The organism is Nocardioides alpinus (genome assembly GCF_900112035.1).
Lineage (GTDB): Bacteria > Actinomycetota > Actinomycetes > Propionibacteriales > Nocardioidaceae > Nocardioides > Nocardioides alpinus.
The window spans coordinates 394,397-406,671 of the sequence record NZ_FOKC01000002.1; the positions used below are offsets into that span (position 1 = coordinate 394,397).

At 73.1% G+C, this 12,275-nt stretch carries 10 protein-coding genes; 3 read left to right on the forward strand and 7 right to left on the reverse strand.

Annotation, left to right across the window (positions count from 1 at the left end):
• Positions 1-15: 15 nt before the first annotated feature.
• On the reverse strand, positions 16-2,154 hold the full coding sequence (gene ligA, locus BM127_RS07160; protein ID WP_091196499.1) for an NAD-dependent DNA ligase LigA: 2,139 nt from the start codon (positions 2,152-2,154) through the stop codon (positions 16-18).
• A gap of 191 nt (positions 2,155-2,345) precedes the next feature.
• Here ligA and BM127_RS07165 point away from each other — a divergent pair, with 191 nt between their 5' ends.
• From BM127_RS07165 to BM127_RS07175, 3 genes are all read left to right on the forward strand, one after another.
• Positions 2,346-2,945 carry a TetR/AcrR family transcriptional regulator gene (locus BM127_RS07165; RefSeq protein ID WP_091196502.1) on the forward strand — a complete coding sequence of 200 codons (600 nt, stop codon included), beginning with the start codon at positions 2,346-2,348 and terminating at the stop codon, positions 2,943-2,945.
• An 82-nt stretch (positions 2,946-3,027) separates the two neighbouring features.
• A complete protein-coding gene (locus BM127_RS07170) occupies positions 3,028-4,620 on the forward strand; it encodes an MFS transporter (protein ID WP_091196505.1) in 1,593 nt (530 codons plus the stop codon).
• 104 nt (positions 4,621-4,724) lie between these two features.
• The gene (locus BM127_RS07175; RefSeq protein WP_198554215.1) at positions 4,725-5,357 is read left to right on the forward strand and encodes an alpha/beta fold hydrolase; all 633 of its coding nucleotides are present in this window, start codon (positions 4,725-4,727) and stop codon (positions 5,355-5,357) included.
• On the opposite strand, the gene BM127_RS21815 is transcribed toward BM127_RS07175, so the two are convergent.
• Genes BM127_RS21815 through BM127_RS07200 form a run of 6 tightly spaced genes read right to left on the reverse strand, consistent with a single transcriptional unit; the run spans position 5,244 to position 12,170 of the window.
• Positions 5,244-6,773 (reverse strand): DUF2142 domain-containing protein, encoded by a 1,530-nt coding sequence (locus BM127_RS21815; protein WP_139227677.1) that lies wholly within the window; start codon positions 6,771-6,773, stop codon positions 5,244-5,246. The genes BM127_RS07175 and BM127_RS21815 overlap by 114 nt on opposite strands.
• A gap of 29 nt (positions 6,774-6,802) precedes the next feature.
• Entirely contained in the window at positions 6,803-8,404 is a 1,602-nt protein-coding gene (locus tag BM127_RS07180) for a phospholipid carrier-dependent glycosyltransferase (RefSeq protein WP_175507339.1), read from the reverse strand.
• Positions 8,401-9,504: a hypothetical protein gene (locus tag BM127_RS22165; RefSeq protein WP_175507340.1), complete on the reverse strand. Its 1,104-nt coding sequence runs from the start codon at positions 9,502-9,504 to the stop codon at positions 8,401-8,403. The genes BM127_RS07180 and BM127_RS22165 overlap by 4 nt, the downstream gene beginning before the upstream one ends.
• A 19-nt stretch (positions 9,505-9,523) precedes the next feature.
• Positions 9,524-10,462, reverse strand: coding sequence for a lysylphosphatidylglycerol synthase domain-containing protein (locus BM127_RS07190; RefSeq protein WP_091196512.1), 939 nt, complete (start codon positions 10,460-10,462; stop codon positions 9,524-9,526).
• On the reverse strand, positions 10,459-11,172 hold the full coding sequence (locus BM127_RS07195; protein ID WP_091196514.1) for a class I SAM-dependent methyltransferase: 714 nt from the start codon (positions 11,170-11,172) through the stop codon (positions 10,459-10,461). Before BM127_RS07195 ends, BM127_RS07190 begins: the two co-directional genes overlap by 4 nt.
• Positions 11,169-12,170, reverse strand: a complete 1,002-nt coding sequence (locus BM127_RS07200; RefSeq protein WP_091196517.1) for a glycosyltransferase family 2 protein — start codon at positions 12,168-12,170, stop codon at positions 11,169-11,171. The genes BM127_RS07195 and BM127_RS07200 overlap by 4 nt, the downstream gene beginning before the upstream one ends.
• Positions 12,171-12,275: the final 105 nt, after the last annotated feature.

Sequence of the window (12,275 nt, forward strand, 5' to 3'; positions counted from 1 at the left end):
CCAAACCTCGACCCGTCAGACCAGACCCACCGGGCCCTTCTCGAGCAGCGTCGTGAACTGGTCCTCGTCGAGCACCCGGACCCCCAGCTGCTCCGCCTTCTCGGCCTTGGACCCGGCGTTCTCCCCCACCACGACGTAGTCGGTCTTCTTCGACACCGAGCCCGACGCCTTGCCGCCGCGGCTGATGATCGCCTCCTTCACCGAGTCGCGGGTGTAGTGCTGGAGCGAGCCGGTGGCCACGACGGTGAGCCCCTCGAGGGTGCGCGGGACGGACTCGTCGCGCTCGTCCGCCATCGCGACACCGGCCGCTGCCCACCTGTCGATGATCGCGGTGTGCCAGCCGGAGCCCTCGCCGTCGAGCCAGTCGCGCACCGAGGCTGCGATCGTGGGACCGACGCCGTCGGTGTTGGCAAGGGTCTCCTCGGAGGCCTCGCGGATCGCGGCCATCGAGCCGAACTGCGTGGCCAGCGCGCGGGCCGCGGTCGGGCCGACGTGGCGGATCGACAGGGCGACCAGCACCCGCCACAGCGGGACCGTCGCCTTGCGCTCGTGGAGGTTGGCCAGCAGCCGCAGGCCGTTGGCGCTGAGCTGCGGACCCTCCTCGGTCTTCTTCGGCGCGCGGGTGAACAGCGGCGCGGTCAGCAGCGCCGCCTCGTCGAGGTCGAACAGGTCGCCCTCGTTGGCGATCGCGTGGGCGTCGAGGAGGGCGACCGCCGCTTCGTAGCCCAGGCCCTCGATGTCGAAGGCCCCGCGGCCGGCCACGTGGAAGACGCGCTCGCGCACCTGGGCGGGACACTTCTCGTGGTTGGGGCAGCGGAGGTCCTTGTCGCCCTCCTTCTGCTGGGCCAGCGGCGTCCGGCAGGCGGGGCACCTCGTCGGCATCCTCCAGGGCCTGAGGCCCTTCGGACGCAGCGGCAGCACCGGCCCGAGGATCTCGGGGATGACGTCTCCGGCCTTGCGCAGGATCACGGTGTCGCCGGGGCGGACGTCCTTGCGGGTGACCTCGTGGGCGTTGTGGAGCGTGGCGTTCTCCACCGTCGACCCGGCGACCTTGGTGGGCTCCATGACGCCGTAGGGCGTGACGCGGCCGGTGCGGCCCACGTTGACCTCGATCGAGATCAGGAGCGTGTTGACCTCCTCGGGCGGGTACTTGAAGGCGATCGCCCACCGCGGCGCGCGGCTGGTGGACCCCAGGCGACGCTGCAGCGACACGTCGTCGACCTTCACCACGAGGCCGTCGATCTCGTAGCCGACGATGGTGTGCCGGTGCTCGCCGACGTGGGCGATCCGCTCCTCGACGTCCGCGAGCGTCGGCACCACCCTGACCTGGTCGGAGATCGGCAGGCCCCACGCCCGCAGGGCCTCGTACGCCGTGCTCTGCGAGGTCGGCTCGAAGCCCTGCCGGGCGCCGATGCCGTGGCACACCATCCCCAGGTCGCGGGTCGCGGTCACTCGGGGGTCCTTCTGCCTCAGCGAGCCGGCGGCGGCGTTGCGGGGGTTGGCGAACATGGGCTTGCCGGCCTCGACCATCGAGGCGTTGAGCCGCTCGAAGGCCTCGCTGGGCAGGAAGACCTCGCCGCGGACCTCGAGCAGCGCGGGCACCGGGTGCGCGTCGGTGGCGGTGAGGCGGTGGGGCACCGACGCGATCGTCTTCACGTTGGGCGTGACGTCCTCGCCCGTACGCCCGTCCCCGCGGGTCAGCGCGCGGACCAGTCGACCCTCCTCGTAGAGGAGGTTGATCGCGAGGCCGTCGACCTTGAGCTCGCAGAGCAGTGCGGGCGCCTCGATGCCCTCGCGCAGGATGCGGGCGTGCCAGGCGGCCAGCTCCTCGGAGGAGAAGGCGTTGTCGAGCGACTCCATCCGCTGGAGGTGGTCGACGGCCGTGAACTCGGTGGAGACCGCGCCGCCGACCTTCTGCGTCGGCGAGTCGGGCGTGCGCAGCTCCGGGAAGTCGTCCTCCAGCGCCTCGAGCTCGCGCAACCGGACGTCGAAGTCGGCGTCGGACAGGGTCGGGTCGTCGAGCACGTAGTAGCGCCAGCGGGCGTCGTCGACCTGCTCGCTGAGCTCGCGGTGGCGCTCCCGTGCCTCGGGTGGCGCGGCGGCCACCTCGGCAGCGGGATCGGCAGCGGGATCGGGCTGGTCGAGCGAGCTCATGGGCACAGTCTGCCCGTCCCCACCGACACCACCGGCCGTCCCCCACCGGCGCCCCGGTGCGGCGAGGTCTGGACCAGCGGAAACTCCTTTGTCCCCTCGGAATAGATCTGCCTACAGTCGGGGTTGAGCGAAACGAAACCGTTTCGTTTCATCGTGACGACCGTCACCCCGCCACCCAGGAGAGGCCCGCAGTGACCCCGACCGAGACCGGCACCCGCCCCCGCGTGGAGGGCGAGCGCGAGATGGAGATCTTCGAGGCGACCCTCCAGGTCCTCGACGAGGTCGGCTACGACCTGCTCACCATGGATGCGGTCGCCGCTCGCGCCAAGGCGTCCAAGGCCACCCTCTACCGCCGGTGGAGGGGCAAGCCCGAGCTCGTCGTGGCCGCGATCATGGCGCACAAGGGCGAGTCGGTCGTGCCCGACACCGGCACGCTCCGCGGGGACCTGCTCGAGGCCTACTGCGGCGGACCCGGGGGGCTCAACGACCCGCTCGCGCAGTCGGTCCTGTCAGCCGTCGTCACCGCCATGGGCCGCGACCCGGAGTTCGCCGAGGTCTACCGGCGCGACTTCATCGGCCCCAAGATCGCCGCCTCGCAGGCGATCTACGAGCGTGCGCGCTCCCGCGGCGAGGTCCACCCCGACGTCGACCTCACCGTCCTCGCCCCGTCCCTCGCCGGGATCGTCCTGCACCGGGTGTTCCTGCTCGGCGAGCAGGTCACTCCCGAGCTCATCGGGCGCGTCCTCGACGAGGTCATCCTTCCCGCCGCCCTCCACGGGCCCACTGCCTGACACACCGCCTGACCACGGTCCGACCCCACTGTCGGACCCCTCTGCTCCACTCGTACTGATCCGCTCTTGACGAAGGAACACCATGACCGACACCACCAGCACCACCTCGGCATCCGGGGCGGTGACACCGCCCCAGCGTGAGCTCAACCTGACGTGGGCCCTGGTCCTGATCTCGATCGCTCAGCTGATGGTCGTGCTCGACGCGACCATCGCCAACATCGCGCTCCCCTACATCCAGATCGACCTGGAGATCAGCAACGCCAACCTGCCCTGGATCGTCACCGGCTACGCCCTGGCCTTCGGCAGCCTGCTGCTGCTCGGTGGGCGCCTCGGTGACCTCTACGGTCGCCGCAAGGTGTTCATGGCCGGCCTCGCCATCTTCGCGGTGGCCTCGCTCCTCGGTGGCTTCGCGACCAACGAGGCACTGCTGCTCGGCGCCCGTGGCCTGCAGGGCCTCGGCGCCGCGCTCGCCTCCCCGGCCGCGCTCGCGCTGATCACGACCACGTTCCCCGCCGGCCCTGCGCGCAACCGGGCGTTCGCGGTCTACGCCGCCATGTCCGGCGCCGGCGCTGCGGTCGGCCTGATCCTCGGTGGCTGGCTCACCGGCACGTCGCCCGAGATCTTCGGCATCGTGGTCGACGGCTGGCGCTTCACCTTCCTGATCAACGTGCCGATCGGCCTCGCGGCGGCCTTCCTCGCCCCGCGCTTCCTCAACGAGTCCGAGTCGCACCCGGGCGAGCTCGACCTGCCGGGTGCCGTCACCGGCACCCTGGGCCTGCTCGGTGTCGTCTACGGCCTCACCCGGGCCGGCAGCGAGGGCTGGGGCGACTCCATCACCATCGCCAGCCTCGTGGCCGGCGTCGTGCTCCTGGTCGTCTTCGGCTTCATCGAGAGCCGGGTCGAGCACCCGCTCCTCCCGTTCCGCATCTTCACCAACCGCACCCGCGCGGCCAGCTTCGTGGCGATGTTCCTCGCCCCGGCCGCGATGTTCGCGATGTTCTACTTCCTCAGCCAGTACATCCAGAACGTCATGGGCTACAGCCCGCTCAAGGCCGGCGTCGCGTTCCTCCCGTTCACCGTCGGCATCGTCGTCGGCGCGGGCATGGCCTCCAACCTGGTCAACCGGATCGACCCGCGCTACATCTCCGGCGTCGGCACGCTGCTGGCCGCCGGTGCGCTGTTCGGCTTCTCGCGACTGCCCTACGACACGTCGTTCCCCCCGAGCGACCTGACGGGCGACTACCTGACCGACATCATGCCGTTCATCGTCCTGATGTCCTTCGGCATGGGCCTGACGTTCGTGCCGGTCACGCTGACGGCCGTCCACCACCTCCGCTCGGAGGAGTCCGGCATCGGCTCCGGGGTGCTCAACACCGCCCAGCAGGTCGGTGGGGCGCTCGGTCTCGCCGTGCTCGCCACGGTCGCGACCCAGACGTTCACCGACCGCGGCAAGGAGTTCGCCGCAGCCGCAGCGGGTGCACCGCAGCTGTCCGCCGACCAGATGGAGAAGTTCCAGCAGATCGCCCAGCAGCAGATCTTCACGGAGGGCTCGACCAACGCGTTCCTGGTCGGCTCGATCCTGATGCTGGCCGCCTCCGCGGTGATCTGGATCTTCCTCGACGTCAAGCACGAGGAGCTGGCGACCGACGGCCCCGAGGCCGTCGTCGTCCACTGATCGACAGCACCAGCACCCGCACCACCACCAGCGAGGGAGGATCTCCGGCGACGGAGGTCCTCCCTCGTCCCATCCGTTGGCAGCCACCATTCCGAAGGAGAGACGTGACCGGCCGCCTCCTGACCCAGCACGACGCCCCCGGCGACGCCCGGGCGATGATCCTGGTCCTGCACGGCGGCAAGCCCCGCTCGAGCCAGCCCATCGACGGGCGCAGCGCGTCCTGGCGCCGCGCCCTCTGGCTCCAGCGCGAGATCACGCCGCGGGCCCACGAGGCCGGGGTCGGCACCTGGCTCCTGCGCTACCGCGAGCGTGGCTGGAACGGCGGGGCCGATCGGAGCGCCGATGCCCGATGGGCCCTCGACGAGGTGCGCGCCGCGCACGGTGACGTACCCGTCGTCCTGCTCGGTCACTCGATGGGCGCGCGCGTCGCCGTGCACGTGGCCGACGACCCGTCGGTGCACGGCGTGGTCGGGCTGGCCCCCTGGTGGTCGGCCGAGGACCCGGTGCACACGCTGGCCGGGCGCACGCTCGTGGCCGCCCACGGCCGCCGCGACCGGATCACGTCGTTCCGCGAGACCACCCGCTACGTCGCGCGCGCCACGGCCGTCGCCGAAGGCGCCGACCTACGGGACATGGGCGCGCTCGGGCACTACATGCTGTCCGGCTCCGCGCGGTGGCACGACGTCGCCATCGAGTCGTCCCTGGCGATCCTCGGCACGCACGTACGCGGCCACTGACGCCTGCGTCCGGCCTCGCGCCCGTCCCACCATGACGGCGACGATCGAGGCCCCGGCGCAGATCGCCAGCGCCGCCAGTGCGTCCGGCAGGGGTCCGTCGACCGGCGAGGTCTCCTGACGGCTGAAGACGTAGTAGTGCTCCAGCCACGCGATCGCGCCGGCGAGCCACACCAGCAGCACCGCCGACCACGCGCCGGCCACCCACCAGTCGCGGCGCTCCGCCGCCTCGGTGCCGGGCTCCGGTGCGGCCATCGACCGGCCGACCTCGAGCATCCCGACCGCGGTGGCCGTCGCCAGCAGGGGCATCACCTGCATGAGGTAGCGGTCGTGGAAGCCACCGCCGGCGGCGAGGAAGGTCACCACGCTCTGCAGGGTCAGCAGCGCGTGGGCGGCGAGCAGGACCCACATTGCGTCCAGCCGCACCCCGTGCCGGCGTACGGACCGGGCGAGCGCGACCGGGACCAGGACCAGCGCGACGACGATGAGGATCGGCGTCGCGAGCGTCGGCTCGGTGAGACCGGGGATGTTGTCGATCCGGTCCCAGCGGGTCACGGGCACCCGGCCGAACTTCTCGAGCAGGGCGTCCTGGCCGGTGACGTCGCCGTAGAGCCGCAGGTTGCGGAGGTAGAACCACCCGAAGGCCACCGCAGGGATGCCGCCGACGAGTGCGGCGACGCCGAGCCCGCGACGCAGTCCTGCGCGGCTCCACCGTGACCGGTGGGCCAGCACGACGAGCAGGGCGACCGAGCAGAGCGCGACGACCAGGACGCCCTGCGCCCGGGTGCCGGCGGCGACCGTCCCCGCCACCACCGCCCACGCGACCCGCGTCCGGGTGACCTCGTGGCGGAGCATCCGGACGGTCACCAGCAGCAGCAGGACCGCGGACGCCGACGCCCAGCCGTCGTTCTGGAAGAAGGCCGAGCGCAGCACGAGCGTCGGTGCCGCCGCCACCACCACCGCGAGCGCCGCGACCGCCGGACGCCGCGGCACGAGCTCGCGGGCCAGCAGGCCGACGAGGAGGAGCCAGGTCGCGAAGCCGAGGGTGTTGGCCAGCCGCATGGTGATGACCATCCCGCTCTGGTGGTCCGAGAGCGCCCACCAGACCGGGACCATCGCGAGGTGGAACAGCGGCGGGTGGTTGGCGGTCCAGATGTCGCCGTGCTGCTCGTCCCACCCGCGGAACTCCTCGGCCGTCCCGGGGAACCGCGCCGGGTCGTCGACGATGTCGGTCTCGATCGTCGGGAGCCGGCCCTCGGCGAGCGAGGCGACGTAGCCGGTGTGCGCCGGCTCGTCGTTGCCCCAGCTCGGCACCTTGAACACCAGCGCGATCTGGGCGCCGACGAGCGCCATCATGACCGCGGCCAGGACCGGTACGGCGTACGGGTGGCGGGCGAAGCGGCGGAGTGCGGGTGTCATGGGCGGTCCCTCTCGTCGGCGTGGACGGGTCAGCAGTCGTCGAGACGGTGGACCTCGACGACAGGTCCGGGTCGGTGGTGTGCGGGCGGGTAGTAGTTGAAGCTGAAGTCGTAGGAGAAGGCGGGTGCCGGTGCCGCGGCCCCGAACGGCGAGACCCGGAACGCGACGGCGCCCTCCTCGGCCAGCCGGCGGTAGTAGGCCGTCGCCCCCGGCAGGCCCGCCGCCACGCCGCGGTCGCGCTGGTGGCCGTTGACCATCACCCAGCACCAGCCCTCGGCGCGGTAGGTGTCGATGACCTCGGGCCGCAGACCGAGCTCGTAGGCCTGGAAGGGCCGGCTCACCGGGAACAGCTCGAAGCCGGCCTCGCGCAGGTCCCGGCGGTAGGACCCGGGCACGGCGGGCTCGACGACGATCCGTCCCGCCGCCTGGCGGCTCGCCAGCCACGCCAGCGCCTCGGCGCGGGTGTCGGTCCGCAGCAGCAGGACGTCGCTGCGGACCACGTCGACCACGGGTTGCGCGAGGGCCACCGCAGCGACCATCGCCACCGCCAGGGGACGCAGGACGGGGGGCAGCCGACGCCGGAGCGCGTACGCCGTCCGCGCGGCGCCGTGCCCGGCGATCACCGCGAGGGCGGGGTAGGCCGGCAGCAGCCACCGCGCGAACCAGCGGTCCTGGGAGGCCATGACGAGGTAGAGCAGCACGGGGAAGGCGACCAGCAGCAGCGCACGACCGCGGTCCCGGCGCCACGCCAGCACCAGGCCGAACAGGGCGAGGAGGACGGGCACCAGGCCGAGTCCCCAGAGCAGGGTGACCGGGTAGCCGGCCCACGCCGAGCCGGCCTGGCCGAGCTTGACCGTCGCCGCCTGCGCCGACTGGCCGCTGAGGTCGTCCCAGAACTTGCCGGCCTCCAGCACCACGAACGGGTTGAGCAGCAACAGACCACCGAGGCACGCGGCTGCCGCGACCGTCAGGTCGCGGAGCGCGGGGAGCAGGCGCTGACGGCGCTCGACCACCCGGAGCAGCAGGGCGAGCCCCACCACCACGACCATCGGCGCAGCGAGGTACTTGGTGCCCGCCGCGACGCCGACGGCGGCCCCCGCCAGCGCTGCCGTCGCCGTGCCGCCCCGCTCGTGCAGGTGCAGGCAGGCGGCCAGGCCCACGGCCAGGGGCAGCAGGGTGGGGGCGTCGTTAAGGGCGTGGTGGGCGTAGAAGACCGGGAGGAAGGTCAGGCCGACGAAGGCGGCCGCCCACACCCCCGCCGCCGGTCCGAAGGCGCGACGACCGGTGATCCCCACGACCGCCACGGTCGCCGTGGCCAGCGCCACGACCGTCAGTCGCGCGACCGTGTAGACGAGCGCCGGGTCGTCGACCAGCAGCCGGGTGGCGTCGTCGCCCGGCAGCACCAGCCGGAACACCACGGCCAGCAGGTAGGTGAGGCCGCTCGGGTTCTCGAAGTAGCCGGAGTACCAGTCGCCGTCGGCGGCGCGCGCCGCCTGCGGCACGAAGTGCAGCTCCTCGTCGGCGCTGTAGGCGTGGGGCAGCCCGTGTCGCAGGGCCACCAGCCGGGCAGCGAGGGCCAGCACGACCACCGCGGCCAGCCACCAGGCGTGCCGCCGTGCTGTCGAGGTCACGACCACGTCCACCACCCGCTCCAGGGAGCCTCCGCGAGCGGGTAGGCGACGCTCTGCGTGGCGGCGACCAGCCACACCACCGCGACCAGCGGCGGGAGCGCCCGCAGTGCGCGATCCGCGCGGGCGCGGGTGCTGCCCACGAGCAGCAGCCACCCGATCAGCAGCGGTTCGCAGCCCCACCGCAGGTAGGCCTGGCCGCGGTCCCACACGGGCAGGCTCACCAGCAGGAGCAGGTACGCGGCCAGCGCCAGCCGCTCGTGCCGCGGCCCGTCCGCACGGAGCCCGGTCGCTGCCACGCCGAGCGCCCACAGTGTCGGCACGAGCAGCGCCAGGTGGGGGGCCTCGACGACCGGGTCGGTGAGCGCCGAACCGAGGTAGCGCACCAGTGCGAGGCCCGGCACCCCCAGCGGGTTGTCGGACGGCGGCGCCGGCACCACGTCGGACCAGCGGGATCGCACCCACCCCCGCCAGCCGGCGTACGCCACGAGCGGCACGACGCCGACCCACCAGGGGGGCGACGTACGTCCCCCCGGTCCGCCGCGCGTCGGCAGGAGCGCGGCGACCACCACCGCCACCGCGACCACGAGCGTGGTCTCCCGGGTCAGGCCCGCCGTCGTCAACGCCAGCGCGGCGAGGAGGTGCCGCCCCGAGCGCGCCAGCAGCAGGGCGGCCAGGAGCAGGAGCCCGGCCAGCGGCTCGGTCAGGTCCTGTCCCAGGCCGACCAGGAAGCCCGCCCAACCCGCCGGGACCGCACCCCACCAGGCGCTGCGCCCCAGCCGGGTCGCGATGCGGGCCGCGAGGAGGGCGATGCCGGCGACGGCGAGCAGGTTGACCAGGACGAGGGCCGCGGGGACGAGCGCCCGACGCCCGCCGAGGGACACGGCCCAGGAGGAGAGCGGGTAGCCGATGCGCGCCTGCCAGTACGCCGGCCGGGTGAAGGTGATGCCGTGGTCGCTGACGGCGAGCGTCAGCGGGTCGAGGGCGAGGCGGTAGTAGGCGCGGCCGTCGTAGACGACGAAGCCCTCGGTGCCGCCGACCGCGGCCAGGCGCACGACGACGAAGACGAGGTGGACGACGAGCACGGTGGCGACGACACGCACGACGCTCCGCGTCCGGACCTCACTCGTGGTGTGCACGGGCCGGCGCGGGAGCCGCCGCGCTCGGGCCGACCCGGCCGACGCGCGCCCACGCACCGGCGGCACCGGCGACGGCGAAGTCGGCGAGGGCGTGGGCGACGCGGGACAGCAGCGCCACGGCTGCCGCGCCCGGCACCCCGAGCACCGGGGAGAGCAGGGCCACGAGGACGCCCTCGCGGACGCCGACCCCTGCCGGTGCCACGACCACCAGCACTCCAGCGGCGTGCGCCAGCGCGAATGCCGCGACCGCAGCGCCGAACCCGGGAGTGCCCGATCCGCCGGCCGGCACGAGCAGGAGCAGTCCGGCGCCGTAGCAGCCCCAGACGGCGGTCATCAGGGCCGTGGTCGTGCCGAGCTCGACGAACCCGAGGCTGGTCCGGGCCCCCGGACCCGCGAACCGGTCCGCGAGTCGCCGCACCAGCCCGGGAGCGAGGGCCACAGCGCCGATCGCGACGGCGACCCACGGCCACGTGGTGGAGGCGGACCGGTCGAGGGCACCGCCCAGCACCAGCAGGCCGCCCAGCAGCAGACCCGTCGCCGTGTGCACCAGGAGGAAGAGCGCCGACGCGGTGGCGCTCGAGCGGGCGGGGACGCCGTGGCGACGGCCCAGCTGGGCCTGGGCCGCCACGCTCCACACCGACCCGGGGACGTACTTGCCGAGCTGGCCGACGAGGAAGACCGCGGCGCCGTCGCGTACCCCGACCTCCGACCCGACCCATCGCAGCAGGAGCCGCCACAGCACGCTCGTCAGCGCGAGGCCGGCCGCGGTGCACGCCACGGCCGCCGCCAACCGGACCGGGCCGATGTCGACGGCGGCGTCGGCGATCTCGCGCCACCGTCCGCGGAACCCCCACCAGGCGAGCGCGAGGGTCAGCAGGACGAAGGCCGCGCGGGCGCCGCGCAGCGTCCGTCGCCCGGTCATCGGGCGGCAGACCGCGCGGTCGAGTGCAGGAGGGCGGTGCGTGTCGGGTAGGGCAGGGCCGGCGTGAGGCCGCGGGTCATCGTGAGGGTGAGCCGGTCGCCCACGGTCTCGATGGCGTCGACGTAGCGCTGCCGGTCGACGTTGTCGAAGACGATGATCCCGCCCGGTGCCAGCCGCTCCACGGCACGGGCCAGGCACGCCTCGCGGGCTCGGCCGTCGATCACGACGACGTCGAAGTCGCCCGCGACGTCGTCGATCGCGGCGACGTAGGCAGCGAAGTCGAGGCCTGCGTGGCCGGGCTTGGCCGACGGGACGGCAGGGGTCGAGGTCGCGACGGCCTCGACCACGCGCAGGTCGACGTTGGCCGGCAGCCGCGGGGCCAGTACGCCGGCCCAGCCGGCGTGGTGCTCGACCGAGTGCACGGACCCGGCGCGGGCCGCGAGCCACAGCGTCGACGCTCCCGACCCCCACTCGAAGACGCGCGCACCCGGGTGGTCGCGCAACCACCCGGCCACGAGGTCGGCCGACGCGAAGGTCCACCACGGCACGTCGAGGCGCTGCAGCCCGTCGACGTCGTGGATGGCGAACAGCGAGGCGAGCCAGGTGGCGGCACGCGAGCGCGGCGCCCGCCGCTCGAGCGACGCCAGCACTCCGGTGGCCCGCACCAGGGCACCGAGAGCCCGCACGGCACGGATGTAGAGCGACTTCACCGGATGCTCCCGGCCTCGTAGGACACGGAGTCGATCGCCGCGGTCTGTGGGACGCGGAGGATGTCGTAGCGGGCGCGCTTGGTGTGCTCGAGGTTGGTCTCGATCAGCGAGCGGTTGGTGCGGATCAGGTCGGAGACGATCCCCAGCATCAGGCACAGCGACGACATCACGACGAGGGCGGCCCCGACCAGCAGCGACTGCACGTGGCCTCCCCCGTCGCCCGTCGCGGCGAGCACGGCGTAGCGGGCGTAGGGCAGCAGTCCCAGCACACCGAAGAGCGCGGCCATCACGCCGAAGATCACGTAGGGGCGGTACATCACGTAGGCCCGCACGATCGCTGCGCCGGAGCGGAACACGTGCTGCCGGGTGGAGGAGAAGAGCCGCGACTCGCGGGTCTTGGCGTTCGTCAGCACCGGCAGGCTGGCGATAGCCAGGTTCTTGTTGCCCGCCTGGATGATCGTCTCCATGCAGTAGGAGAACCGTGTCACCGTGTTGAGCCGCATCAGCGACTCGCGCGAGTAGGCGCGGAAGCCGCTCGCGGCGTCGGGCAGCTCGGTGCGCGCCGCTACGTTGACCACCTTCGAGCCGAAGCGCTGGAGCGCCTTCTTGGCCGGCGAGAAGTGCTCGATCAGCCCGACCTGGCGGTCCGCGATGACGATGTCGGCCTCGCCGCGCAGGATCGGCTGGACCAGGTCGGCGATCCGCTCCTGCGGGTACTGGTTGTCGCCGTCGGTGTTCACCACGATGTCCGCGCCGATCGCGAGCGCGTGGTTGATCCCGTCGGTGAACGAGCGCGCGAGCCCCTGGTTGCGGTGGTGCCGCACGATCTCGGTGACGCCGTACGACCGCGCGACCGCGACCGTGGCGTCGGTGCTGCCGTCGTCGATGACGACCACGACGATCTCGTCGATCCCCGGGATCGAGTCCGGGATCGACGAGAGCACCAGCGGGAGGGTGTCCTCCTCGTTGAGGCACGGGACCTGCACGACGAGCTTCACCCGGGGGACGCTAGGCGCGCCCCGGGTCCCGGGCCGGTCGCGCAGGTGACCTGCCGGCGAACGCTGGACGAGCGCTCGGCCACACGTCTCGCCCTGCACGACGCG